Origin of the sequence: uncultured Sphingomonas sp. (assembly GCF_913777625.1) — a bacterium.
Classification (GTDB): domain Bacteria; phylum Pseudomonadota; class Alphaproteobacteria; order Sphingomonadales; family Sphingomonadaceae; genus Sphingomonas.
In genome coordinates this window covers 1-23,365 of record NZ_CAJYTI010000004.1, presented here as the reverse complement: position 1 = coordinate 23,365, position 23,365 = coordinate 1, and the positions used below count along the sequence as shown (strand labels likewise).

At 67.3% G+C, this 23,365-nt stretch carries 25 protein-coding genes; 14 read left to right on the top strand and 11 right to left on the bottom strand.

Annotation, left to right across the window (positions count from 1 at the left end):
* Window positions 1-294 precede the first annotated feature (294 nt).
* A complete protein-coding gene (locus QZ814_RS02220; RefSeq protein ID WP_294329448.1) occupies window positions 295-1,410 on the top strand; it encodes a hypothetical protein in 1,116 nt (371 codons plus the stop codon).
* A 120-nt stretch (window positions 1,411-1,530) separates the two neighbouring features.
* Here QZ814_RS02220 and QZ814_RS02215 read toward each other — a convergent pair whose 3' ends face one another.
* Both QZ814_RS02215 and gluQRS read right to left on the bottom strand, forming a co-directional pair.
* Window positions 1,531-1,758 (bottom strand): HIG1 domain-containing protein, encoded by a 228-nt coding sequence (locus QZ814_RS02215; protein WP_294329447.1) that lies wholly within the window; start codon window positions 1,756-1,758, stop codon window positions 1,531-1,533.
* Window positions 1,759-1,767: 9 nt separating this feature from the next.
* Window positions 1,768-2,610 carry a tRNA glutamyl-Q(34) synthetase GluQRS gene (gluQRS, locus tag QZ814_RS02210; protein ID WP_294329446.1) on the bottom strand — a complete coding sequence of 281 codons (843 nt, stop codon included), beginning with the start codon at window positions 2,608-2,610 and terminating at the stop codon, window positions 1,768-1,770.
* A 99-nt stretch (window positions 2,611-2,709) separates the two neighbouring features.
* Here gluQRS and QZ814_RS02205 point away from each other — a divergent pair, with 99 nt between their 5' ends.
* From QZ814_RS02205 to QZ814_RS02180, 6 genes are all read left to right on the top strand, one after another.
* The gene (locus QZ814_RS02205) at window positions 2,710-3,276 is read left to right on the top strand and encodes an HNH endonuclease (protein ID WP_294329445.1); all 567 of its coding nucleotides are present in this window, start codon (window positions 2,710-2,712) and stop codon (window positions 3,274-3,276) included.
* A gap of 67 nt (window positions 3,277-3,343) precedes the next feature.
* On the top strand, window positions 3,344-5,563 hold the full coding sequence (locus QZ814_RS02200; protein ID WP_294329443.1) for a transglycosylase domain-containing protein: 2,220 nt from the start codon (window positions 3,344-3,346) through the stop codon (window positions 5,561-5,563).
* A gap of 65 nt (window positions 5,564-5,628) precedes the next feature.
* Window positions 5,629-6,498 carry a 3-hydroxyacyl-CoA dehydrogenase NAD-binding domain-containing protein gene (locus QZ814_RS02195; protein ID WP_294329441.1) on the top strand — a complete coding sequence of 290 codons (870 nt, stop codon included), beginning with the start codon at window positions 5,629-5,631 and terminating at the stop codon, window positions 6,496-6,498.
* 121 nt (window positions 6,499-6,619) lie between these two features.
* A complete protein-coding gene (locus QZ814_RS02190; RefSeq protein WP_294329440.1) occupies window positions 6,620-6,769 on the top strand; it encodes a hypothetical protein in 150 nt (49 codons plus the stop codon).
* Window positions 6,770-6,784: 15 nt separating this feature from the next.
* Window positions 6,785-7,567 (top strand): hypothetical protein, encoded by a 783-nt coding sequence (locus QZ814_RS02185; RefSeq protein WP_294329439.1) that lies wholly within the window; start codon window positions 6,785-6,787, stop codon window positions 7,565-7,567.
* Entirely contained in the window at window positions 7,564-8,280 is a 717-nt protein-coding gene (locus QZ814_RS02180) for an ATP-binding cassette domain-containing protein (protein WP_294329438.1), read from the top strand. Before QZ814_RS02185 ends, QZ814_RS02180 begins: the two co-directional genes overlap by 4 nt.
* 33 nt (window positions 8,281-8,313) lie before the next feature.
* Here the strand turns inward: QZ814_RS02180 and ispG are convergent, their stop codons facing one another.
* Window positions 8,314-9,438, bottom strand: coding sequence for a flavodoxin-dependent (E)-4-hydroxy-3-methylbut-2-enyl-diphosphate synthase (ispG, locus tag QZ814_RS02175; protein WP_294329437.1), 1,125 nt, complete (start codon window positions 9,436-9,438; stop codon window positions 8,314-8,316).
* 136 nt (window positions 9,439-9,574) lie between these two features.
* On the opposite strand from ispG, the gene QZ814_RS02170 reads away from it, so the two are divergent.
* Both QZ814_RS02170 and QZ814_RS02165 read left to right on the top strand, forming a co-directional pair.
* Complete coding sequence (locus QZ814_RS02170) at window positions 9,575-10,519, top strand: isoaspartyl peptidase/L-asparaginase (RefSeq protein ID WP_294329436.1); 945 nt, start codon at window positions 9,575-9,577, stop codon at window positions 10,517-10,519.
* A 39-nt stretch (window positions 10,520-10,558) separates the two neighbouring features.
* A complete protein-coding gene (locus QZ814_RS02165) occupies window positions 10,559-11,404 on the top strand; it encodes a S1/P1 nuclease (RefSeq protein ID WP_294329435.1) in 846 nt (281 codons plus the stop codon).
* Here the strand turns inward: QZ814_RS02165 and QZ814_RS02160 are convergent.
* On the bottom strand, window positions 11,401-12,129 hold the full coding sequence (locus QZ814_RS02160; protein WP_294329434.1) for an alpha/beta fold hydrolase: 729 nt from the start codon (window positions 12,127-12,129) through the stop codon (window positions 11,401-11,403). The two genes, QZ814_RS02165 and QZ814_RS02160, sit on opposite strands and share 4 nt — an antisense overlap.
* Window positions 12,130-12,199: 70 nt before the next feature.
* Between QZ814_RS02160 and phhA the strand changes: the two genes are divergently transcribed.
* The 5 genes from phhA to QZ814_RS02135 all read left to right on the top strand — a co-directional run bounded on the left by phhA (window position 12,200) and on the right by QZ814_RS02135 (window position 17,335).
* Window positions 12,200-13,072: a phenylalanine 4-monooxygenase gene (gene phhA, locus QZ814_RS02155; RefSeq protein WP_294329433.1), complete on the top strand. Its 873-nt coding sequence runs from the start codon at window positions 12,200-12,202 to the stop codon at window positions 13,070-13,072.
* Between the two features lie 142 nt (window positions 13,073-13,214).
* On the top strand, window positions 13,215-14,105 hold the full coding sequence (locus QZ814_RS02150; protein ID WP_294329432.1) for a DMT family transporter: 891 nt from the start codon (window positions 13,215-13,217) through the stop codon (window positions 14,103-14,105).
* Window positions 14,102-14,581 carry a GNAT family N-acetyltransferase gene (locus QZ814_RS02145; RefSeq protein ID WP_294329430.1) on the top strand — a complete coding sequence of 160 codons (480 nt, stop codon included), beginning with the start codon at window positions 14,102-14,104 and terminating at the stop codon, window positions 14,579-14,581. Before QZ814_RS02150 ends, QZ814_RS02145 begins: the two co-directional genes overlap by 4 nt.
* Window positions 14,581-14,904 carry a multidrug efflux SMR transporter gene (locus tag QZ814_RS02140; protein ID WP_294329429.1) on the top strand — a complete coding sequence of 108 codons (324 nt, stop codon included), beginning with the start codon at window positions 14,581-14,583 and terminating at the stop codon, window positions 14,902-14,904. The genes QZ814_RS02145 and QZ814_RS02140 overlap by 1 nt, the downstream gene beginning before the upstream one ends.
* 73 nt (window positions 14,905-14,977) lie before the next feature.
* Complete coding sequence (locus tag QZ814_RS02135; protein ID WP_294329427.1) at window positions 14,978-17,335, top strand: TIM-barrel domain-containing protein; 2,358 nt, start codon at window positions 14,978-14,980, stop codon at window positions 17,333-17,335.
* Window positions 17,336-17,353: 18 nt separating this feature from the next.
* Here the strand turns inward: QZ814_RS02135 and QZ814_RS02130 are convergent, their stop codons facing one another.
* The 7 genes from QZ814_RS02130 to QZ814_RS02100 form a co-directional block, all read right to left on the bottom strand.
* Window positions 17,354-18,496, bottom strand: coding sequence for a CehA/McbA family metallohydrolase (locus tag QZ814_RS02130; RefSeq protein WP_294329426.1), 1,143 nt, complete (start codon window positions 18,494-18,496; stop codon window positions 17,354-17,356).
* 41 nt (window positions 18,497-18,537) lie between these two features.
* Window positions 18,538-19,062 carry a DUF1345 domain-containing protein gene (locus tag QZ814_RS02125; RefSeq protein ID WP_365897961.1) on the bottom strand — a complete coding sequence of 175 codons (525 nt, stop codon included), beginning with the start codon at window positions 19,060-19,062 and terminating at the stop codon, window positions 18,538-18,540.
* 140 nt (window positions 19,063-19,202) lie between these two features.
* Window positions 19,203-19,742 (bottom strand): inorganic diphosphatase, encoded by a 540-nt coding sequence (gene ppa / locus QZ814_RS02120; RefSeq protein WP_294256459.1) that lies wholly within the window; start codon window positions 19,740-19,742, stop codon window positions 19,203-19,205.
* A gap of 36 nt (window positions 19,743-19,778) precedes the next feature.
* The gene (locus QZ814_RS02115; protein WP_294329423.1) at window positions 19,779-21,668 is read right to left on the bottom strand and encodes a peptidase M61; all 1,890 of its coding nucleotides are present in this window, start codon (window positions 21,666-21,668) and stop codon (window positions 19,779-19,781) included.
* Between the two features lie 245 nt (window positions 21,669-21,913).
* The gene (locus tag QZ814_RS02110; protein ID WP_294329422.1) at window positions 21,914-22,966 is read right to left on the bottom strand and encodes a ribonucleotide-diphosphate reductase subunit beta; all 1,053 of its coding nucleotides are present in this window, start codon (window positions 22,964-22,966) and stop codon (window positions 21,914-21,916) included.
* A 19-nt stretch (window positions 22,967-22,985) separates the two neighbouring features.
* Window positions 22,986-23,159 carry a hypothetical protein gene (locus QZ814_RS02105; protein WP_288411944.1) on the bottom strand — a complete coding sequence of 58 codons (174 nt, stop codon included), beginning with the start codon at window positions 23,157-23,159 and terminating at the stop codon, window positions 22,986-22,988.
* A partial coding sequence (locus tag QZ814_RS02100; RefSeq protein WP_365897951.1) for a hypothetical protein occupies window positions 23,156-23,365 on the bottom strand: 210 nt, incomplete at its 5' end. The genes QZ814_RS02105 and QZ814_RS02100, both read right to left, overlap by 4 nt.

Here is a 23,365-nt window from a genome sequence, read left to right as displayed (position 1 = left end):
GGAAGGGTTGCGCCAAAGGGAATATTTCTGATTGTGTCTGTTTCCCAAGAGGGGTGCGTGCTATGTGCTGCGCTAGAAGAACGCGGGGGCGCAGCACGAAAAAAACGGTTTGAAATAGGTGAGGAAGGGCGGCGGGCGTGCCGTCTGTCAGGAAGGGTAGTGAAAAAGAGATGTTCCGCCCCCGTATACTGGGCGAGACGTGCAACCAGTTCGTCATTTTAAATTCATTTGCGGGTGTGGGCTGGAAGGGCTTCTCGTCCTTCGTGCATGCAGGTTCCTCGGGAGGTGGTGTTCGTGAGGCTTAGTTTCCAGCAAGCCGGGCTGTTTGCGCGGGACCTAGACACGTCTCAAAGCGTCGCGGACGAGATTGCGAGTCGCGCAGCGGAGGAAACAAACGCTTCCACCAATCGAGTTCATGCCAGATCTTCCATCGGCATCGGCGCGCTCGGGGGCGGTCGGCGTGCCGATGCGCGATGGGATGCGTTCGCCGAACAGGCGGGTGCGTCCTTCCAGGGCAGCGCGACCGCGATCCGGCTGGAGGCGCTGAAGAGCGCGCGGAAGCAACGGCTGCGGCGCTTCGCCTTTTTCGACGCGCAGGGTGCGCAGATCGGCCAGTGCGCCGTCCTGGTCGGCAACCCCCGCAATCGCATCCTGGACGCGATCCAGTTGCTGCCCCACGCGGCGGATTGCTGGCCCGATGCGATGATGGCGATGCTCCGCGCAATCGGCAGTGGCCGCTATTTCTATGGGGGACGCTGGAACAAGGATCCGGCGCGCACGGCCTGCATTGCCGCGCTGCCCGGCGTCTGCCTCGAATCGGCGCGGCCGATGTTCGTGCAGGGCGTGAACTTCTCGCGCTGGCCGGATTTCGACAGCTATTGGAAGAAGACCAGCGAGAATGTCCGCCGCAATGCCCGCTATGCGCTGGAGCGGAACGAAGGGATCCACACCGAGCGTCTGGGTTGGCGCGCCGTGCTGACCAATCTCTGGGCGCTGTGCAGCCTCAAGGCGGCCAGCCTCGACAAGAAGGGGCTGCAGGAGCATGCGATCCATCGTGCCCGCCGCTTGATCATGACGGTATTGACCTTCCGCGACCGGACCGATCTGCAGATCGCGCGCGATGGAGCGGGCGGGATTCTGTCTTTCCAGCTGAACGTCCGCTTCGGCCGCGAGACCTATTATCTCGAGGGCGGCCAGGCAGCGGGCGCCACCGGGGCCAACTGGCTGTTGTTCCGCGAGGTGCTGCGTGATGCATTCGCGCGGCATCCGGACGGCCATTTCCTGATGGGCCGTTTCGAACCGGCAACGCATGACGAGGAAGTGGGGGGCGGGCTCTATCGCTCGCGCCGTTCGCTTCGCGTCGACGATCATGAGATCGCCGAGGTAGAATTCTCCTACACCGCCGAGTGAGATGGGGCCGCCTCCGGGCGGCTCCTGCCCGGACGCTGGGTGCCCCGGCAGCGGGCCGGGGAACTGTCACCATGCGGCACACCATTCACTCGACAGGACGGGCCTGCCAGCGCGGTGTGCTCAGCTCTTGGCGGAGGCGATCAGCAGGATCAGCGCGGCGATACCGATCGCGATCGCCTGGAACAGGATGCGTTTCTGCATCAGCTTGTTCGATCGGATCGCGCGTTCGCTGGGCCCGTCGCCCTGCAGGTCCTGGCTGGTGGTGCCGGCCATGTTGACCAGCCCCTTGATCAGGAAGAACAGCGTCGTCAGGACCGCTGCGAGGAACAGGATCGCGAGGAATATCATCGCGCTGTTCTACGCCTCGATTTGGCCGAAGCCAATCGGTACTTCCCCTTTGCGCAGTCGATCGGCGAGCGCGCGTCCGTCTTCGCCGGCCAGCCGCAGCGATTCCAGCGTCGGTGCGCCGTGCCGCTTGGCGAGGCGGGTGCCGTCCGGCCCGGCGAGCAGCGCGTGGTGGCGATATTCGGGTGTCGGCAGATCCAGCAGCGCCTGGAGCAGCCGGTGGACATGGGTGGCGGCGAACAGATCCGCGCCCCGCACGACATGGCTGATGCCCTGCGCGGCATCGTCTATGGTGACCGCGAGGTGATAGCTGGCGGGCGCGTCCTTGCGCGCCAGGATCACGTCGCCATGCGAGAGCGGATCGGCGACCACCGTGCCGGCCAAGGCATCCTGCCAGACGAGGTCGCCCGCACGGGCAACCGCTGCCGCCATGTCCAGCCGCCAGCTATGCGGGCGACTCAGGTCGGGGTCGGCGCGTCGGCGGCAGGTGCCGGGATACAGAGCACCCTCCGGCCCGTGCGGGGCGGACAGGCTCGCCGCGATGTCGGCGCGGGTGCAGAAACAGGGGTAGAGCAGGCCCATCGCCCGCAACCGGTCCAGCGCGGCGGCATAGCGTTGTAGCCGCTGCGACTGGAACACGGGCGGTTCGTCCCATGTCAGCCCCAGCCAGTCGAGATCCGCAAGGATCGCTGCGACATGTTCAGGTCGCGACCTTGTGCCGTCGATATCCTCGATGCGCAGGGTGAAACGACCGCCGTTCGCCCTCGCGAAGTCGTGCGCCTGCAGCGCCGAAAAGGCGTGGCCAAGGTGGAGGCGACCGGTGGGGCTGGGAGCGAATCGGGTGTGGATATCCATGGACGTGGCTCTTGACCGCGAGTCGCGGCATATGCTGTCATGTGGGCGTCACGCTTTTGCGTAAAAGGCGGGACACCAAAGTCGAGGGTGAGGTTCTGCATGTACCATCCCGATCTGATCCGCCATCCGGATGGCTGCCCGGCGCTCGTGTTGAACGCCGATTATACCCCGCTCAGCTATTATCCCCTGAGCGTGTGGCCTTGGCAGACCGCGATCAAGGCCATCTTCCTCGATCGCGTCGACGTCGTCTCCTACTATGAACGGGAAGTGCGAAGTCCCAGCGCGGTGCTGAAGCTCCCTTCAGTCATCGCGCTCAAACAATATGTTCGGCCTTCGCAATTCCCCGCCTTCACCCGGTTCAATCTGTTCCTCCGCGACAAGTTCGCCTGCCAATATTGCGGATCGCACCGGGATCTCACTTTCGACCACGTCATTCCCCGCGCCCAGGGCGGCCGCACCACCTGGGAAAATGTCGCCACCGCCTGCGCCCCCTGCAATTTGCGAAAGGGTGGCCGCACCCCCCAGCAGGCGAGCATGCCGCTCCACATCCAGCCGATCCGGCCCACCAGCTGGCAGCTCCAGGAGCATGGCCGGCGCTTCCCCCCGAACCACCTCCACGAAACCTGGCGCGACTGGCTTTATTGGGACATCGAGCTGGAGGCTTGAGCCGCCTCCCTCCGCAAAATCCCTGTGTGTTATTGCGATAACACAGATAGTCGGGTAAGGCGAGGAAATGGCGCGCGAGCCCGGTATCCCTGACAGTCGATTCCCGTTGCGGCGCGATGGCGCCGACGACGATGTGGCGCAATCCGGTGCCTGGCGCCCGCAAGGCCGGCGTGACAAGCGCGAGCCGATCTGGCGGCCCGGCCTGGGCACTGCCGAAAGCGCGGCGACCGCCGAGCCACTGGGCCATGGCTATGGCGGCGGAAGCTTTGGTGGTGGCGGCGGCGACGATCTGCCTCCCGCTACCCCGGCGAAGCGCCGCATCCGCTGGGGTCGCTGGATCGTCCGCGGCCTTGCCGTCTTCATCCTGCTGTTCATCGCCGCGGTCGCCTGGCTGGCGATCACCGCGCCGCTGTCGAAGTCGCTGCGCCCGCCGGCGCCGCCCTCGATCACGCTGCTCGCCGCCGACGGCACGCCCATCGCCCGGCGCGGCGCGGTGATCGGCGCGCCCGTGGACGTGAAGAAGCTGCCGGATCATGTCGCGCAGGCGTTCATCGCGATCGAGGACCGGCGCTTCTACAGCCATTGGGGTGTCGATCCGCGCGGGATCGCGCGGGCGATGTTCCACAATGTCAGTTCGGGGGGCGGCTCGCAGGGCGGCAGCACGATCACCCAGCAGCTCGCCAAGAACGCCTTTCTCGACTCGCGTCGCACCTTCGGGCGCAAGGCGCAGGAAGTGCTGATCGCCTTCTGGCTGGAAGGCTGGCTGACCAAGGACGAGATCCTTTCGCGCTACCTCTCGAACGTGTATTTCGGCGACAATGTCTATGGGCTGCGCGCCGCCGCGCAGCATTATTTCTCGACCAGGCCCGAGCATCTGACGCTCAGCCAGGCGAGCCTGCTCGCGGGTCTCGTCAAGGCGCCGAGCCGGCTTGCTCCCACGGGCAATCTCGACGGCGCACGCGAACGCCAGCGGCTGGTGGTCGGCGCGATGCGGGAAGCGGGCTTCATCACCGAGGCCGAGGCACGCCGCGTGCGCCCGGCGGTGCTCCATGTGCAGGACAGCGACGAGACGCTGCCCAACGGCACCTATTTCGCCGACTGGGTATTGCCCGAGGCGCGCGACCGCGCCGGCGGCGTCGCCACCGAGCAGACGGTGACGACCACCCTCGACAGTCGCCTGCAGGCCGCGGCCGAACGGGTGGTCAGGAGCGCCGGCCTCGGCAAGACGCAGGTCGCACTCGTCGCGATGCGGCCCGACGGGCGCGTCGTCGCGATGGTCGGCGGGCGCAACTATGCCGCCAGCCCGTTCAACCGCGCTACCCAGGCGCGGCGTCAGCCCGGCTCCGCGTTCAAGCTGTTCGTGTACCTCGCGGCGCTGCGCTCGGGCATGACGCCGGACACGATGGTCGACGACACGCCGGTGCAGATCGGCGACTGGAAGCCCTCGAACAGCGATGGCCGTTATGCCGGCCGCATCACACTCCGCCAGGCCATGGCCAAGTCGAGCAACGTCGTCGCGGCGCGGCTGATCCAGAAGCTCGGCGTCGGCCGGGTGACGCAGGCGGCGCGCGACCTCGGCATCTCCACGCCGCTCGGCAACGACGCCTCGATCGCGCTCGGCACCTCCACCGGCACGCTGCTCGAGTTGACCGCAGCCTATGCCGCGGTGGCGAACGGGAGCTACCCCGTGCGCCCGCGCGGGCTGGATGCGGAGGAGTCCGCCGATGACTGGCTGGCGCGCCGCCTCGGTGGCCCCAGTCGCTTCGACGGTCGGCTGCTCGACGATCTGCGCTCGATGCTCGGCACGGTGGTCCAGTCCGGCACCGCCCGTGCCGCCGCGCTGCCGGTGCCGGCGTTCGGCAAGACCGGCACCACCCAGGACGGCCGCGACGCGCTGTTCGTCGGCTGGGCGGGCGACCTCGTCGTCGGCGTGTGGATCGGCAATGACGATAACAGCCCGGTCTCCGGCGCCTATGGTGGCGGCCTGCCCGCGCATATCTGGCGCGACTTCATGGTCCGCGCGCTCGGCCTCACCCTGCCGCCGCCGCCGCCCGAGCCCGACAATGCGATCGACGAGAACGGCCTCGACCTGGAGGGCGTGCTCAATAGCGCCGGCGTCCAGATCGACGACAAGGGCGTCCAGCTCGATCTCAACCGGGTACGCGAGCTGGTGCCCGAAGGCGAGGCGCGCGATGCCATCCCGCGCAACGTCCGTATCCCGGCCCCCGCCGCCGACGCCGACCGTCGCCGCCGCGACCCTCGCGACGCGCCGAACGGCGAGGAGTGATCGCGCCGCTAGCCCTGACGCGCGGGAGCCGGTAGGAGCGCTGCCAAAGCAAGCAGGAGACGGACATGAAGACGGTAGGCGTGATCGGTGCGGGTCAGATGGGGGCGGGGATCGCCCAGGTCTCGGCACAGGCGGGCTATGCGGTGCTTCTGTCGGACGTCGACCAGGCCCGCGCCGAGGCCGGCAAGGCGGGCATCGCCAAGCAGCTGGCGCGGGCGGTGGAGAAGGAGAAGATCACCGCCGCCGATGCCGAAGCGGCGCTCGGCCGGATCACCCCGATCTCCGATCTCGCCGCGATGGCGCCCTGCGACCTGGTGATCGAGGCCGCGACCGAGCGGGAGGCGATCAAGCGCCAGATCTTCGAGACGGTCGGCAAGGCGCTGGGCGCCGACGCGATCCTCGCCAGCAACACGTCCTCGATCCCGATCACCCGCCTCGCCCAGGCGGCGCCCGATGCGGGGCGGTTCATGGGCGTGCACTTCTTCAACCCGGTGCCGGTGATGGGCCTGATCGAGCTGATCCGCGGCCTCGCCACCAGCGACGCGACCGTCGCCGCGGTGGAGGCGTTCGGTCAGTCGCTCGGCAAGCGGATCGTCCATGCCAACGACGCGCCGGGCTTCATCGTCAACCGCGTGCTGATGCCGATGCTCAACGAGGCGTGCTTCGCGCTGGGCGAGGGCGTGGCGACGATTCCCGACATTGACGCGGCCTGCCAGCTGGGGCTCAACCACCCGATGGGCCCGTTCACCCTGGCCGACTTTATCGGCCTGGACACCTGCCTGGAGATCACCCGCGTGCTGTTCGAAGGCACCGGCGACCCCAAATTCCGCCCCGCGCCGTTGCTGGTGAAATATGTCGAAGCGGGCTGGTATGGGCGCAAGACCAAGCGCGGGTTCTACGACTATACCGGCGCGGAGCCCGTGCCGACGCGGTGAGAGGATGGGGCGGGCAGCACGTCCCTTCGCGGGTTGTGAAGTGCCCGCCTTGCAGTAGACGGGTTCGATGCGACGCGTGCGGGTCTTTGACAACCGGCTATTCCGGCATGACCGGCAGATCGTGATCAACAGCGCGGCAGCGAACCTGTCCGGCTGGCAGGATCGTCTGGTTGTGGGAGCCGTGCTCTGCATCGCGCTGGCGCTCGCGCGTTCCTGGGCGCAGGACCAAAGCGCGACGGTGGCGACAAGATCGGCCGCGGCTGTCGCGTAAGCCTCGGGAATCTGGGTGAGCCGCCTCTTGTCTGCGCGGCTGGCCTTTCATCGTACCGATGGCGTGCTGGCAGCAGAGGCGCTGCAACGTAGGTCGTGTCGACTCTACCGACTTGGCTGGCACTGTATCGGGATCCTCGTCGTCGCCGCGGTCACCCTGGCCGCACGGCCTGGCATGCTCCCCTTCAGTCTGGCGGCCTATCTTTGCGGGGGTGCGACCGTCGAGGTGGCGGCGCGGCACATTGGGCACGTGCGGACCCTTCCTTCGGCAGCGGGGTGGCGCGCGCGTCGACTGCTGCATGCGCCGCATATCGGGGTCGGGATGGCGATCCTCCAGCTTCTTTCGCTGGTCCCGCTCGCGGCCCTCGCACCGCAGGGACAACTCGCCATCCTCGGTCTTGAGGCCGTACTCTTCGCAGCGGCGTTGACGATGATCGACGATGCGGTCGTGCGGTTCGAGGTCGGCAGCGGGCATTCACCCCTCCGCATCGTCGGCCGCCATGCACGGGCGTTGCTTGCGTTCGCCGGCGTCGCGATTCCCGGTTGCTGGCTGGTCGTGGGAGCCGGGTGCGCGAGCGCGGTGCTGCTCGCCTGTCTTGCGATGCTGTTCTTTCTTGCGCTCCGCATCTGCGCCTATTGCGCCTATGGGAAGCGGCTCGCCGATCTTGGTATCACCATCCTCATCGGGGTCCTTGCACTGATCGGCTATGCGTTGCCCATGCTGCTTCCGGTTGCGATGGTCGCCATTCTGTGGCGGCTGGAGCGGCGCGCGGCCGCCAATAGGTGGCTGCTCGCATGAGCGCCGCCATCCGCCTCATTGGGGCAGTCGTCGACCGGGGCGGCCAGCGGATCGTGCACGGCGTGGACCTAGCGGTTCAGTCGGGTGCCTGGTTCGGCCTGATCGGTGCGAACGGATCGGGCAAGACGAGCCTGTTGCGGGCCTTGGCCGGTCGGCTGCCCTTTGCCGGCGGCACCTGTTCGATCCTTGGGCAGGACGTGGCATCGGACCGCGTGGTCCGCGCGGCGTGCTTCGGCTTCGCGCCCCCAGCGGACAAGCTGCCGGATAGCCTGCGCGGGCGCGACATCTTGGCGCTGGTCGGCGGGACCGTCGAAGCGGCGCTTCCTAAGGTGGGTGCAGTGGGGGACGCCTTGGGGGTGCGCGCGCTCCTTGATCGCTGGATCGGCGACTGTTCCGCCGGGATGCGGCAACGGCTTGCGATCGCCGCGGCTTTTGCGGGCGGCCACGACCAGGTGATTCTGGACGAGCCCTTCAACTGGCTCGACCCCGTCGCGGCGTTCGACCTGCGGCACGCGCTGCGGCAACGCGTCGATGCCGGCCTGACGCTGCTGACGGCGCTGCACGACCTGACGACGTTGGCGGTCGCCTGCGATGCTGGGCTGATGCTTGCCGAGGGCAAGGTCGCCATGACGCTGGAAGAAGGCATTCTTCGGGATGCGGCGCGCGATCCCCACGCCTTCGAGCGCTACACGATCGATCGCCTGCGCGCTTGAGGTTCGGCTGGCAGGGGGCGGCGACCCCCGCCCTCACTCCGCCGCTTGCGCCGGCTCGGCGTTCGCGGCCTCGATCTCCGCTGCCTTGGCTTCGACCAGCTTGACGATGTGATCGAGCATGTCGGCATCCTCGACCGTGTGATCGGTAAGGCCCGACAGATAGACCATGTGCTTGCCGTTGCCGCCGCCGGTGAGGCCGATATCGGTCTCGCGCGCCTCGCCGGGGCCGTTGACGACGCAGCCCAGCACCGAGAGCGACAACGGTGTGCGGATGTGCTGGAGGCGCTCTTCCAGCGCCTGCACGGTGCGGATCACGTCGAAGCCCTGGCGCGCGCAGCTGGGGCAGGAAACGACGCGGACGCCGCGGTTGCGGATGCCGAGCGCCTTGAGGATCTCGAAGCCGACGCGCACTTCCTCTTCCGGCTCTGCCGAGAGGCTGACGCGGATCGTGTCGCCGATGCCGAACCAGAGCAGCGAGCCGATCCCGATCGCCGACTTCACCGTCCCGCCGACGAACCCGCCGGCCTCGGTGATGCCCAGGTGCAACGGGCAGTCGACCGCATCGGCCAGCTGCTGATAGGCGGCGACCGCGAGGAACACGTCGCTCGCCTTCACCGCCACCTTGAACTCGTGGAAGTCGCGGTCCTGGAGCAGCTTGATATGGTCGAGCGCGGATTCGACCAGCGCCTCGGGGCAGGGCTCGCCGTATTTCTCGAGCAGGTCCTTCTCGAGGCTGCCGGCGTTGACGCCGATGCGGATCGAGGCGCCATTGGCCTTGGCGGCGTTGACCACCTCGTTTACCCGGTCGGCCGAGCCGATATTGCCGGGGTTGATGCGCAGGCAGGCAGCACCCGCATCCGCGGCTTCCAGCGCGCGCTTGTAGTGAAAGTGGATGTCCGCGACGATCGGCACGCGCGCGGCACGGACGATCTGCTTGAGCGCGGTGGTGCTCTCCACGTCCGGGCAGGAAACGCGGATGATGTCCGCGCCGGCTTCCTCGCAGCGGCGGATCTGGTCGATCGTCGCCTTCACGTCGGACGTCGCGGTGTTGGTCATCGTCTGCACCGTCACCGGCGCATCGCCGCCAACGGGCACGTTGCCCACCATGATCTGACGGCTTTGCCGCCGGACGATATCGCGCCAGGGTCGTACGGACATGGGGCGCATATAGGCGCTTCGCAGCGCGGCGGCTAGCGGGGATGCATGCCGGTATTTGGCGCGGCGATGGCTTGGACGGGTCGCCCGATCTGCTAGGGACGCGCGCAAGATCCCGACTGTATCCGGAGCCTGCGCGATGACGACCGAAACTCCCAAGCCCCGCTGGACGCTGGCGATTCACGGCGGCGCCGGCAGCATGCGGCGCGGCGAACTCGCCGAGGCGCAGGAGGCGGGCGCCTTTGCCGGGCTGAACGCGGCGCTCGACGCCGGTGCGGCTGTGCTGGAGGCGGGCGGCTCGGCGGTGGAGGCCGTGCAGGCGGCCGTCCAGGTGCTGGAGGACGATCCCCACTTCAACGCCGGACGCGGATCGGTGTTTACCTGGGAGGGCGGCCACACGTTGGATGCGGCGATCATGGACGGCAGCACCCGGGCGGCCGGCGCGGTCGCGGGATCGACGACCACGCGCCACCCGGTCGCGCTGGCGAAGGCGGTGATGGAGAACAGCGTCCATGTGCTGCTCGCCGGCGAGGGCGCGGATCAATTCTCTCGCCAACAAGGTCTGGAGCAGGTCGACAATGCATGGTTCGGCACCGAAGAGCGCCGCCAGCAGCTCGACTGGATGAAGGCGGATAGCGCGCGCGGCGGCTTCGATGTCGACATGAAGTACGGCACCGTCGGCGCGGTGGCGATGGACGTGCACGGCCATGTCGCGGCGGCAACCTCGACTGGCGGGCTGACCGGCAAGCGCTGGGGCCGGGTGGGCGATTCGCCGCTGATCGGCGCGGGCACCTATGCCGATGATCGCGCCTGCGCGGTCTCCGCCACCGGCTCGGGCGAGTTCTTCATCCGCGAAGGCGTGACCCACGAGATCTGCGCGCGGATGCGCTTCTTGGGCGAGACTGCGGGTGAGGCTGCCGCGGTGGTGATGGCCGACGTGAAGGCGATGGGCGGTGTCGGCGGCGTGATCCTCGCGGCCCCCTCGGGGGAGCTCGACTGGTGCTTCACCACGCCCGGCATGTATCGGGGTAAGGTGTCGTCGGGTGGCGCGCGGCTGGTCGCGATCTACGAGGACCAGCGCTAACCCATTGAACGCGAAGTTGCACGGTCCTAGGGGGCGAGCATGAGTCGCGTTCTCCTCCTGCTCGCCGCGCTGGTCGGCTTTGCCGCCGCTTCGCCCGCTTCCGCCTATTGGGAATATGGCCATGAAACGGTGGGCGCGATTGCCTATCGCAACGTGACGCCCCAGGTCCGCGCGAAGATCGACGCGTTGCTCAAGCGCCAGGCGCTGCTCGAGACGCCGACCTGCCCGGCGAACACCATCGAGCAGGCGGCGGTGTGGGCGGATTGCGTCAAGACGTTGGGGCCGCGCTTCAGCTATGCCTATTCGTGGCACTATCAGAATATCGACATCTGCAAGCCGTTCGACCTCAAGCCGCCGTGCCGCGACGGCAATTGCGTGTCGGCGCAGATCGAGCGCGACGTGAAGCTGCTCAAGGACCCCAAGGTGCCGGTGCGCGAGCGGGTGATGGCGCTGGTGTTCCTCGTCCATTTCGTCGGTGATCTGCACCAGCCGCTCCATGCCGGCGATCACAGCGACCTCGGCGGCAACCAGGTGAAGACCAACTATGGCGCCTTCACCAGCGCCAGGCTCAACCTCCATTCGGTGTGGGACGGCTATCTCGCCGAGCGCGCCATCTCGCAGCCGCCCTCGCCGGTGCGCGTCTACACCGCCGACGAGCGCAGCGCGGTGTGGGGGGGCAGCGTCGCCGACTGGAGCCGTGAAAGCTGGCAGGTCGCGCGCGATATGGTCTATCCGAGCGCGGCCGGAGCGGCCGTCTGCACCGCGGGCGAGCATCCCGCGCATCTCGATGAGGCGACGATCGCGAAGCTGGTGCCGGTCGCCCGTCAGCAGGTGGTGCGCGGCGGGCTGCGGCTGGCGAAGCTGCTCGACGAGGCGCTCGGCTAAGCCGCGCGCCGCTCGGCCAGCGCCCGGGCCACGGCCGAGAGCACCTCGGCCCGCATCTGCACCCAGAGGTGGCTGCTGCGCACTTCCACCGCGCGGCAAGCGCTGGTGCGGCAGTTCAGGCCGTTGACCAGCCCGTCGCTGCAGCTCCAGATCGCGGTGGCCGGCACCGATAGCGGCGCTGCTGCCTCGGCCAGCTGTTCCAGCAGCGCGGGATCGTCGATCCGTTCGCCGCTCAGCCATTGGAACGGACGCCAGACATTGGTGGCGCTGGGCGGGCCGGCAAAGGGCGAACTGATCGTGATCACGCCGCGCACCAGCTCGGGATGGCGATGCGCCGCGACGCGCGCCATGATCCCGCCGAGCGACACGCCGACCAGCGTGACGGGTTCGCCCGTTCTCTGGTGAAGCTCGCTGATGCGCGCCATCAGCCGTTCGCCTTCTACGCCGATCGTGCGTGCGCCCAGGTTGCGGCCCAGGCCCCAGCCATGGGCGCGATAGCCCAGCCGGCGAAGATGACGACGGAGCACGGCGAGCGAGCGATCGGCGTTGAACAGCCCGGGCAGCGCGAGCACCGGATGGCCGTCTCCGCGCGGCTCGTCCCCCAGGCCGCGCCAGCGCGCAGCGAGTTCGGCCAGTCCGTAGAAGGCGCGCGGCAACTCCGCGAGCATTGCCAGTCGGGGCGGAGGATCGCGATGGCTGTTCGGTACGGGCCAGGCCGGGGCCATGTCGCGCTTCCTTCTCGACGCGGGATTTCCCGCCGTTTCGTTGCATTTGCTACGATGCTATATCCGTACCATGAATAAGGAAACGCATGTGCTGGACCGTCCGCCCGAAGGCGCGGCGGCCGACTGGACGATCCCACAGGACTGGGCAGCCTACACGCCCGAGGAACATGCGACCTGGGACCGCTTGTTCGCGCGGCAGGCGAAGCTGCTGCCGGGCCGCGCTTCCTCGGCCTATCTGAAAGGGCTCGAGGCGCTGCGGCTCTCGGACTCGGGCATCCCCAATTTCGAGGAATTGTCCGAGCGGCTGCACAAGCTCACCGGCTGGCAGGTCGTCGCGGTGCCGGGGCTGGTGCCGGACGAGGTGTTCTTCGATCACATGGCGAACCGGCGCTTCGTCGCGGGCAATTTCATCCGCCGGCCCGACCAGCTCGACTATATCCAGGAGCCGGACGTGTTCCACGACGTGTTCGGCCATGTGCCGATGCTCGCGGATCCGGCGTTCGCCGATTATCTCGAGGCCTATGGCCGCGGCGGCATGCGCGCGCTGGAGCTGGGGGCGCTCAAGCAGCTCGGCCGGCTCTACTGGTACACGGTGGAGTTCGGGCTGGTCGAAGAGGCCGAAGGGCTGCGCATCTACGGCTCGGGCATCGTTTCCAGCTCCGCCGAAAGCCTGTTCGCGCTGGACAGCGACAGCCCCAATCGCATCCGCTTCGACATGAAGCGGGTGATGCGCACCGACTATCGCATCGACGATTTCCAGCAGAATTATTTCGTGATCCCTAGCTTCGAGGTGCTGCTGCGCGAGACGGTGGATACCGACTTCGCGCCGCTCTATGCGGAGATCCTGGCGCAGCCGGACATCCCGATCGCAGCGATCCTGCCGGGGGACGACGTGATCACACGGGGCACGCAGGATTATGCGGAGGGGAAAGCGGCGCCGTGAATCCTCTCCTTCAACGGAGAGGATAGCGTAGCTTGGCAGCGCGGTGCCTAGCGAAGCTTGGAAAGGGTGGGCGGCGGGCCCCTTCCTCTTCCCGGTGGGGAGAGGGTTTATAGGGCGGCAAAACCCCGCTACCCGGCGCTCCATGCCTCGTTCGCCTCGCACTGCCTTCTTCGTCGCCGCATTGGGAATCGCCAATTATTCGGTGATGGACGCGGTGATGAAGGGCATGTCGATCGCGCATGGCGCCTATAGCGCGGTGCTGTGGCGCTCGGTCGGCGCGATCGTGCTGCTGGGTCCGATCTTCCTCCTGCGCCGGACGCCCTGGCCTAGCCGCGCAGCGCTGAAGCTCCATTTCGCGCGCGGCGTGCTCGCGGGCAGTTCGGTGGTGCTGTTCTTCTGGGGCCTCGCCCGGGTGACGATGGCGCAGGGGATTGCGCTCACCTTCCTCGCGCCGCTGATCGCGATGTTCCTCGCCGCCGCCTTCCTGGGCGAGAAGATCCGCCGCGCCGCGATCGGCGGATCGCTGATCGCCAGCCTGGGCGTGCTCGCTATCGCCGCAGGGCAGGCGCAGGCCCATGCCTCGACCGACGTCGTGCTCGGCTCGATCGCGGTGTTCGTCGCCTCGATCCTCTATGCCGGCAGCCTGATCCTGCTGCGCCGGCAGGCACAGGTGGCCGATCCGATCGAGGTCGCGCTGTTCACCAGCCTGGTGCTGGCGCTGGTGATGCTGCCGGGCGCCCCCTGGTTCTCGGCGATGCCGGCGGTGACGCTGTGGCCGTGGATCCTCGGGGCGGCGCTGGTCGGCTCGGTCTCCGCCGTGCTGCTCGCCTGGGCCTATGCCCATGCCGAGGCGCAGGTGCTCGCGCCGGTGGAATATACCGCCTTCGTCTGGGCCGCGCTGCTCGGCTATGTCGTGTTCGACGAGCGCGTCTCCGGCTGGACGGTCGGCGGTGCGCTGCTCATCATCCTGGGCTGCCTCGCCGCGATCCGCGGTCGGGTGGCAGCCGCGCCGCAAACCGAGGCCGCCGCATGACCCGCATCCGTTTCGCCACCGCCGGCGACGTCCCCCAGATCCTCGCCTTTGTACGCGAGCTGGCCGAGTATGAGCGGGAGCCCGATGCCGTGGTCGCGACCGAGCCGATGCTGGAGGCGGCGCTGTTCGGCCCGCGCCCGGCCGCCGAGGCGGTGATCGCGGAGAGCGGGGAAGGAACGCCGCTCGGCTTCGCGCTGTTCTTCCAGAACTTCTCCACCTGGACGGGGCTGCCCGGCATGTATCTGGAGGACCTGTACGTCACCCCCACCGCGCGCGGGGCAGGCGTCGGCAAGGCGCTTCTCCGGCATTTGGCCGATATCGCCGTCACGCGCGGCTATGCCAGGTTCGAATGGTCGGTGCTCGACTGGAACCAGTCGGCGATCGACTTCTATCGCGCGATGGGGGCTGTGGGGATGGACGAATGGACGGTACAGCGGGTGACGGGGGATGCGCTCGCCAAGCTGGCGGGGCGCTGATGGGCTGGATCTACCTGCTGCTCGGCGGCCTGTGCGAGGTGGGGTTCACCACCTGCATGCGCTTCACCGACGGCTTTCGGAACCTCCCCTGGACGCTGGCTTTCCTCGCCTTCATCGCCGTGTCGATGGCGCTGCTGGAGATGGCGTCGCGTACCGTGCCGCTCGGCACCGCCTATGCCGTGTGGGGCGGCATCGGCGCGCTGGGCACGGTGATCGTCGGCATGCTGTGGTTCGGCGAGCCGGTCAGCATGGTCCGCATCCTCCTGATTCTCGGGCTGGTCGGCTGCATCGCCGGGCTGCGGCTGGCAGGCGGCGGCCACTAATACCCCGACAGGGCTAGGCATCCGCTTTCTTGTCTGACAAGATTATCCCCAGATCATCGTGTCGGGGGAGAGAATGTCCGTGAACGCCAAGTCGCTCCTGCTGCTCGGCGCAGCGTGCCTTGCCGCCATTGCGCCGAGTTTTGCTGCGTCGGCCGTCCCGGCACATGAGTCGCAGAGCGCTGGGGTAGCGTTGCTGGCACGCGACGATACCGGCGTACGATTCCGCACCGGCCAGGGCGTGCTGGTGGTCACCGTCTGGGGCGACCGCATCCTCCGCGTGACGATGCTGCGCGAAGGGGCGGAGCGGACCCCGGATCTCGCGCTGGTCGGCGAACCGGCCAAGGTCGGCTGGACGCTCGACGAACAGGCCGACCGCTATCTGATCGCCACCCCGGCGATGCGCGCCAGTGTCGATCGCAAGACCGGCGCGGTGGCGCTGCTCGGCGCCGATGGCAAGCCGCTGATCGCCGAGGCCAATCTCGAACGCCGCAGGCTCGGCGGCACGCCCGATACCGAAGGGGCGGTGCGCATGCTCTTCACGCTGCCCGAAGGGCGCGCGGTATACGGCCTCGGCCAGCATCAGGCTGGGCTGCTCGATTACCGCGGCACCACCGTGCGGCTCCAGCAGGCGAACACCGATGTCGGCGTGCCGGTCCTCGTCTCGCCTGCGGGCTTCGGGCTGTTCTGGAACAACGCCTCGGTGACGGAGGTGGCGGTGGATACGCCGCAGGCGGGAGGCCGGGCGCTGTTCCGGTCGAGCCTGGGCGAGGGCGTGGACTATTTCCTGTTCGCCGGCCCCGATGTCGATCAGGTCATCGGCGCCTATCGCCAGCTGACCGGCGCGGCTTCGCTGCTGCCGCGCTGGGCCTGGGGGCTGTGGCAGTCGAAGGAGCGCTATGCCTCGCAGGCCGAGCTGCTGGGGGTGGCGGCCGAATATCGCCGCCTCGGCATCCCGCTCGATGCCGTGGTGCAGGACTGGCAATATTGGCCGGCGGGCCGCTGGGGCAGCCATGAGATGGACCCGAGCCGCTATCCGGATCCCAGGGGCATGCTCGATACGCTGCACCGGGAGAAGGTGCACAGTATCGTTTCGGTATGGCCGCGGCTCGATGTCGGGCTGGAGAACACCAAGGCGCTGGATGCGATCGGCGGACTCTATCCCCAGACCTACCCGAACGTGTACCCGGCCGGCGAAGGGCGCTGGTACGATGCCTTTTCCCCCAAGGCGCGCGCGCTCTACTGGCGGCAGATTTCGGACCGGTTGGGTAAGGCCGGGTTCGACGGCTATTGGCTCGACGGCAGCGAGGCGGAACTGGGTGGCCAATGGGGCGAGATGGCGGCGGTGAACACCGCGGCCGGGTCCGGCGCGCTGGTCTATAATGCCTATCCGCTGATGCACACCACGGCGGTACGCGACGGCATGGCGGGGGACTATCCCGCCAAGCGGCCGCTGCTGCTCACCCGCTCGGCCTGGGCGGGGCAGCAGCGCAACGGCGCGTTCACCTGGTCGGGCGACGTGAGCGGACGCTGGGACGTGTTCGCCAAGCAGATTCCGGCAGGCGTCAACTTCTCGATGACCGGCAATCCCTTCTGGTCGGCGGACATTGGCGGCTTCTTCGGCGGCAGCCCGAAGGATCCGGCCTATCAGGAGCTGTTCACCCGCTGGCTGCAGTTCGCCGTGTTCAATCCGATGTTTCGCATCCATGGCACCGGCGAGGGCAAGGAGGTCTACAGCTTCCCCGAAGCCGTGCGCGGTCCGCTGCTCGATGCGGTGGCGCTGCGCTACCGGCTGCTGCCCTTCCTCTATGCGCAGAGCTGGCAGGTGACGGCGCATGGCGCCTCGTTCCTCTATCCGGCCGGCATGGTGTTCCCGAACGACGCGAAGGCGCAGGACCTGCGCGACCAGTATCTGTTCGGGCGCAATCTGCTGGTGAGCCCGGTGATCGAGCCGGGCGCCACCGCCCGCGCGGTCTATCTGCCGGCGGACACCGAGTGGATCGATTTCTGGACCGGCACGCGCCATGCCGGTGGCGCGAAGATCCAGGTCGCCGCGCCGATCGGGCAGATCCCGGTGCAGGTCGCGGCGGGCACGATCCTGCCGCTCGGATCGCCGGTGCAATATGCCGACCAGTCGCCCACCCGACCGATCGAGCTGCGTGTCTATCGCGGCGCGAACGGGCACTTCACCCTCTATGACGATGCGGGGGACGGCCAGGGCTGGCGGCGCGGCGAACGGGCGACGATCGACCTGCTGCTCGACGACAAGGCCGGCACGCTGACGATCGGCGCGCGCGACGGCCGCTATCCCGGCATCGCGAAGACGCGCCGCTTCCGCGTGGTCACCGTGGCGCCGGGCACCGGCATCGGGCTTGCCGAGACGCCGGGGCGCGAGGTCGTCTATGAGGGCAAGCAACTGGTGGTGGCGCTGTAATCGCGCCACCCCGCGCGGTCAGAACTTCGGGTCGAAGTTGAAGAAGATCGGGTTGGAGATGGCGACCATCGGCCCGGCGACCTTGGGGAAATTGTCGACGCCGGGATAGGGCGTCTGCGGCCCCTCTACCTCGACGCGGTAATAGCTGCGGCCCTTGGCATCGGGCGTATCGGTGAAGCCCACCGTGCCGTCCGCGCCGATGTCGAGCATGGCGAACGGATCGCCATTCTTGACGACGCGGACATGGTAGGCGCCGTCCTCGCGCTTGCCCGACAGGCGTACGGTGAAGCGCACCGGGCCGGCGGGGGCCTTGGCATTGTCGCCCATCATCATGTCGGCCTTGCCGTCGCCGTTCACGTCCGCGGTCAGCTCGACGCGCGGGGCGTAGGGGTTGGCGCTGATCGAGGCGCGGCCGCGGCCGATCGCGGCGATCACCGCCTCGCGGGTGCGGGCGGGCGCGAACACCCAGGTGGTCGGCGTGCCGACATTGTTGGCGGTCGCCTCCAGCGCCTGGGGCGTGGTGTCGCCGGGCACGGTGCCGTGGTGCGAATCGCTGCCGCCGCGCGCGGCGATCTTGCGGCCCGAGCTCAGCATGTCGTCCCACACCATCAGGTTCGATTTGTTCGGCGCCCAGCGGACGGTGTTCCACACCTCGATCGAATCGACCATGTCGTAGGAATAGCCGAAATGATCCTTGTTGGTCGGGTGGTTGGCCGAGAGGTGGACGCCGAGCCCGTCCTTTACCTTCTGCACCTGCACGTCGCGCGCATCGCGGATATCGAACAGCTTCTGGTGATCATAGGGCTTGGCCGAGAGAATCACGGCATGGCCGCGCACGGTGGTCCATTCGGCGCCGTAGAGCAGCAGCAGCTTGTCCGAGTGAAATTCGGGGTCGCTCCATGTGGTGTGCGCGGTGTCGCCGTTCACATGGTTGTCGTGGTCGCTGATCAGCAGGAAGTCGAAGCCCGCACGTTCGGCGTCGGCGATGATCCGTGCCTCGCTATGGTTGGTCGAATCCTTGCTGTGCCGCGAATGGACATGGAGGTCGCCCTTCAGCCAGATGCCGTCGGTGAGGCCGGCGACCACGAACTTGTCGTTGGTCTGGGCAGCGGCGGCAGGCGCGAGCAGCGCGGCAAGCGCGAGGGCGGCGACACGGAACATGGCTTCTCCGGCAGGCTGGTATCGGGCGGACGCCCGCCCGCTCAACTACCGCCGAGAACGTTGATCGTGAAGGCCACCACGCCCAAGTTGAACACAAAGGCTGCGAGACAGTGCAGCGTCACCACCCGGCGCAGCTGCCGCGTGGTGACCGATACGTCGCTCGTCTGGAAGGTCATCCCCAGGCAGAAGGCGAAGTAGATGAAGTCCCAGTAATTGGGCTCGGGCGTCTTCGGGAATTCCAGCCCGCCCTTGTCGCGGCCGCCCGGCGCCTCGGTGTAGAAGAGATGGGCGTAGTGCAGCGCGTAGACGCCGTTGCTGAACGTCCAGCTGAGCGCGAGCGTGCCGATGATCAGGCCAAGCTGCGCGGGCTGGGGCGCCTTGCGCTCCATCAGCTCGCTGGCGATGGCGATCAGGATGATGATGGTGACGGCGCCGGTGATGCCGAGCAGCACCAGCCGGTTCGCATCGTTGTTGCAGGCCGAGCGCCGCATCGCATCGGACTGGTGCTTGAGCATCGGAATGCACAGCGCGAGGAACAGCGCCGCGCCGATGTCGAAGGCGAGCATCGCCCCCATCCGGATGCCGAACTGCGGCACCAGGAAAACGCCTGCCGCGAGCGTCGCCACCGCAAAGGCGAGGAAACGCGGCGGCGCGAGGACGTTGCCGACCCCCCGGGGTCGCGCCCCACGCCGCCGCAATTTCCCGTTCAGGCTGCCTTGGCCTTCTTCGCGGCCTCGATCGCCTCGAGGACGATCTGGCGCGCTTCGGCGGCATCGCCCCAATTGCCGATCCGCACCCACTTCTCGGACTCCAGGTCCTTGTAGTGCGTGAAGAAGTGCTCGATCTGCTGGAGCACGATCGTCGGCAGGTCCGAACGCTCATCGACGTCCGAATAATAAGGGAAGGTGCTGTCGACCGGCACGCAGACGAGCTTCTCGTCGCCGCCGGCTTCGTCTTCCAGCTTCAGCACCGCGATCGGGCGCGCACGCACCACACAGCCCGGCACGAAAGGCGAGCGGGCGATGACGAGCGCGTCGAGCGGGTCGCCGTCGGGCGACAGCGTGTGCGGCACGAAGCCATAGTTCGCCGGGTAGCGCATCGGCGTGTGCAGGATGCGATCGACGAACAGTGCGCCGCTCGCCTTGTCGAACTCATACTTCACCGGTTCGCCGCCCACCGGCACTTCGATGACGACGTTCAGGTTGTTGGGGGGATCGTCCCCGACAGGAATCAGATCGATGCGCATATGCTCTCTAAACCTTGGTTGGCGGCTCCGCCCGTCTCAGCGGGCTTGCAGCAGCTTGTCGAGGCCAGCCTCTCCTTCGACCGTCTTGACGAGGTGCGGATAGCGCAGCCCGTCATGATAGTCGATGCTAACCTCCCGGTAACTGTCGTCCCGTTTCAGGGTTAACCGGATCGGCGCCTTGGTGCCCTTGGCGGCCTTCACCGCATTGATCAGCGCCTCGGTCGCATAGGCACGGCCGTTCACCGCGACGATCTCGTCGGCGACGGTGATGCCGGCCTTGAACGCCGGGCCGTCCCACATCACGCCCAGGATGCCCTTCTTGCCGACGGCAAGGCCCAGCGAATAGCTGAGGTCCGCCGTGCCCGGGCGGCCCATCTTGTTCGGCACATCGGTATAGACGAGCTTGTAGCCGTTGCGCTCGAATCCCTTGAGCGGCGCATGCTCGGACACGTCGTGCAGGCGAGCGGTGAGCAGGCCCCGCCAATCATAGGGCTGGATGCCTTCCAGCGTCTTCACCACGTCGTCGAAGCTGTAGGTCACCTCGCCATAATCGCCGTCGCGGCCGCCGAAGAAGGCGCGGGCGAAATCGTCGATCGACTTGGTGCCCTTGCTCTGCTCGCGGAGGATCGAATCGACCTCCATCCACACCAGCAGGCCCTCGTTGTAATAGTCCTCGCTGCGCTGCCAGCTGGTCCAGCCCTTGGGTGCGCGGGCGGTGATGATCGGGTCGTTGGTGGTGTCGATCATCGGGCGCCACTGGCGGCCGGCGCGATTGTCGAGGCTGGCCGCGATGCCCGCATAGCCCTCCAGCGTCTCTTCCTTGGAGACCAGGCCCGACCGCGCCTGGAACACATAACCCCAGAACTGGGTCTGGCCCTCATACACCCACAGTGACTGGTCGCGCATCGGCGTGCGGAAGTCCGGCGTCCACAGCTCGGCGCCGCGGCGATACTTGCCGTCCCAGCTATGGGTATATTCGTGCGGCAGCAGGTTCCGCGCGCCCGCCTGCTCGGCCCATTTGGTGAAATAGCCCGGGCCCACGCCATCTTCGGAGCTGCGGTGATGCTCGAGACCGATGCCGCCCATCTTGTCGCTGATCGACAGGAGGAAGTGATAGTGATCGTAATGCTGGGCGCCGAAGGTCTTCACCGCCTGTTCGACGAGGCGCTTGTGCGCGTCGATCTGCTCGGGCTTGGCCTCGAGCTCGTCGGGGCTGTCCGCCACGACGTCGAGCGTCACGCGCTCGGACAGCGGGAACTTGCGGTAATAACGCCCCGCGATCACCGGCGAATCCATCAGGATCTCGTAGCTGGTGGTCTCATAGGCATAGGTCGCGCCGTTCACCTTGGCCGGCACCGCGCCGGCGGCGGTCCAGCCCTCGGGATACTTCACCGTCGCCTGGATCGGGATGCGGCGGGTGAAATAGCCGGCCGGATAGAGGCTGAGCGAGTTGAACTGCAGGCTCATCATCTCGGGCGTCATCACGATGCGGCCCTGGTTGCCGTCGGTCGCGGAGACGAACTGGAACTCGGCCTCGATCGCCTTGGCACCTGCCGGCACGTCGACATGGAAGGCGAACACGTCGACGGTGTCGCGCGTCCAGGGCAGGCGCTTGCCGTTGGCCTTGATCTGCAGGCCCGCCAGCTTCTCGATCTCGCCGCGGGGGCCGTGCTTGCCGGGCAGCCATTCGGGGAAGAGCAGCGTCAGGCGGCCGCTCTTGGCGACGGGGATCGTCTCGCGCACCCGGAAGATGCCGCGCATCGTATCGGTCGCGTCGATGTCGACCTTCAGCGTGCCGGGATAGGCGATGTCGCGCGCGGCGGGGATCGTGTCGACGATCGGCGTCGGCTGGGGCGCGGAGTTCTGCGCGAGCACGGGCGCAGTCGTGGCCAGCAGCAAGCCGGCGAGCGAGATGGCACGAACCAAGATGATGACCCCTTTTTTCGGATGTTCGCGAGCAAGAAAGCGCTTCGTTCGGGCAACATTGTTGCTCGCGAATGTCCGAGGGGCAAGGGGATTTGATGCCGCTTTCATCCTCCCCCGCAAGGGAGAGGTGGCGCCAAAGGCGACGGAGGGGGAGGAGGCCAGCCGCTACCGGTCTGGCATCCTCCCCCTCCGTCAGGCTGCCGCCTGACACCTCCCCCTGGCGGGGGAGGAAAGGGTCGTCCGGCTTACTCCGCGGCGATGCCGGCCTTGGCGAACATGTCGCCTTCGAGCGCATCCTCGTTGGCGATGGTGCTGGTCTTGGCCTGGCGGCGCTTGTCGAAGCTGTCCCACACCTCGTTCCAGTTGCCGCGCGTCGCCGCCTTCGAATATTCGGTCGCCCGCGTCTCGAAGAAATTGGCGTGTTCCACGCCGTTGAGCAGCGGGGCGAGCCAGGGCAGGGGGTGCTCGTCGATCATGTAGATCGGCTTGAGGCCCAGCTGGCCCAGGCGCCAGTCGGCGATGAAGCGGACATATTTCTTGATGTCCTTCGGCGTCATGCCGTTCACCGGGCCCATTTCGAAGACGAGATCGATGAACGCGTCCTCGATGCGCACGGTCTTCTGGCACATGTCCAGAATGTCGTCGCGCACGCTCGGCGTCATGCAGTTCCGTTCCTTACAGAAGGTGTGGAACAGCTTGATGATGCCTTCGCAGTGCAGGCTCTCGTCGCGGATCGACCAGGTGACGATCTGGCCCATGCCCTTCATCTTGTTGAAGCGCGGGAAGTTCATCAGCATCGCGAAGCTGGCGAACAGCTGCAGCCCCTCGGTGAAGCCGCCGAACATCGCCAGCGTCTTGGCGATGTCCTCGTCGGTATCGACGCCGAAGGTGGCGAGATAGTCGTGCTTGTCCTTCATCTCCTTGTACTGGAGGAAGGCGCTGTATTCGGTCTCGGGCATGCCGATCGTGTCGAGCAGGTGGCTGTATGCCGCGATGTGCACCGTCTCCATGTTCGAGAAGGCGGCGAGCATCATCTTGATCTCGGTCGGCTTGAATACGCGGCCGTATTTCTCGTGGTAGCAGTCCTGCACCTCGACGTCGGCCTGGGTGAAGAAGCGGAAGATCTGGGTGAGCAGATTGCGCTCGTGATCGGTCAGCTTCTGCGCCCAGTCGCGGCAATCCTCGCCCAGCGGCACTTCCTCGGGCATCCAGTGGATCTGCTGCTGGCGCTTCCAGAATTCATAAGCCCAAGGGTATTCGAAGGGCTTGTAGGTCTTGCGGGCGGAGGTGAGGGACATGGGGGTTACTCCGAAACGATCAGGCGAAAAGATAGGAAAGAAGGAAGGCGAAAGCGGCGAGCAGGAATAACCCGCCCGCCACGAAGAGGAGCCGGGGGTCTTGGTTGCGCTCAGGCGAACGGCGCGAGGACACACCGGCCCCGAACATCGCCGCGGCGACACCAGCGAACAAGAGCGGCAGGGCCGGGCTCATCCTTCGACACTCCACTGCCACATGGCGGTCGCGCTCATCGCCAGCACGACGCCGCCGGACAGCGCCATGATGCCGATCATGCGAAAGGCATAGACCTGTCCCGCCGTCCGCGGACGGGCGAGTGCGAGCAGCAGCCCGGCGCCGATCACGCAGAACACCGCGGCGACGGCATACATGATGCCGCTCGAGAGCATCATCATGTATGC

Coding starts and splice junctions, on each gene's coding strand:
- gluQRS (WP_294329446.1), bottom strand. CDS start 2,610: ATGGATATCCACACCCGATTCGCTCCCAGCCCCACCGGTCGCCTCCAC.
- QZ814_RS02200 (WP_294329443.1), top strand. CDS start 3,344: ATGGCGCGCGAGCCCGGTATCCCTGACAGTCGATTCCCGTTGCGGCGC.
- QZ814_RS02140 (WP_294329429.1), top strand. CDS start 14,581: ATGGGCTGGATCTACCTGCTGCTCGGCGGCCTGTGCGAGGTGGGGTTC.
- QZ814_RS02145 (WP_294329430.1), top strand. CDS start 14,102: ATGACCCGCATCCGTTTCGCCACCGCCGGCGACGTCCCCCAGATCCTC.
- QZ814_RS02180 (WP_294329438.1), top strand. CDS start 7,564: ATGAGCGCCGCCATCCGCCTCATTGGGGCAGTCGTCGACCGGGGCGGC.
- ppa (WP_294256459.1), bottom strand. CDS start 19,742: ATGCGCATCGATCTGATTCCTGTCGGGGACGATCCCCCCAACAACCTG.
- QZ814_RS02195 (WP_294329441.1), top strand. CDS start 5,629: ATGAAGACGGTAGGCGTGATCGGTGCGGGTCAGATGGGGGCGGGGATC.
- QZ814_RS02215 (WP_294329447.1), bottom strand. CDS start 1,758: ATGATATTCCTCGCGATCCTGTTCCTCGCAGCGGTCCTGACGACGCTG.
- QZ814_RS02110 (WP_294329422.1), bottom strand. CDS start 22,966: ATGTCCCTCACCTCCGCCCGCAAGACCTACAAGCCCTTCGAATACCCT.
- QZ814_RS02105 (WP_288411944.1), bottom strand. CDS start 23,159: ATGAGCCCGGCCCTGCCGCTCTTGTTCGCTGGTGTCGCCGCGGCGATG.
- QZ814_RS02130 (WP_294329426.1), bottom strand. CDS start 18,496: ATGTTCCGTGTCGCCGCCCTCGCGCTTGCCGCGCTGCTCGCGCCTGCC.
- QZ814_RS02125 (WP_365897961.1), bottom strand. CDS start 19,062: ATGCTCGCCTTCGACATCGGCGCGGCGCTGTTCCTCGCGCTGTGCATT.
- QZ814_RS02135 (WP_294329427.1), top strand. CDS start 14,978: ATGTCCGTGAACGCCAAGTCGCTCCTGCTGCTCGGCGCAGCGTGCCTT.
- QZ814_RS02170 (WP_294329436.1), top strand. CDS start 9,575: ATGACGACCGAAACTCCCAAGCCCCGCTGGACGCTGGCGATTCACGGC.
- QZ814_RS02205 (WP_294329445.1), top strand. CDS start 2,710: ATGTACCATCCCGATCTGATCCGCCATCCGGATGGCTGCCCGGCGCTC.
- phhA (WP_294329433.1), top strand. CDS start 12,200: ATGAATAAGGAAACGCATGTGCTGGACCGTCCGCCCGAAGGCGCGGCG.
- QZ814_RS02150 (WP_294329432.1), top strand. CDS start 13,215: ATGCCTCGTTCGCCTCGCACTGCCTTCTTCGTCGCCGCATTGGGAATC.
- ispG (WP_294329437.1), bottom strand. CDS start 9,438: ATGTCCGTACGACCCTGGCGCGATATCGTCCGGCGGCAAAGCCGTCAG.
- QZ814_RS02165 (WP_294329435.1), top strand. CDS start 10,559: ATGAGTCGCGTTCTCCTCCTGCTCGCCGCGCTGGTCGGCTTTGCCGCC.
- QZ814_RS02160 (WP_294329434.1), bottom strand. CDS start 12,129: ATGGCCCCGGCCTGGCCCGTACCGAACAGCCATCGCGATCCTCCGCCC.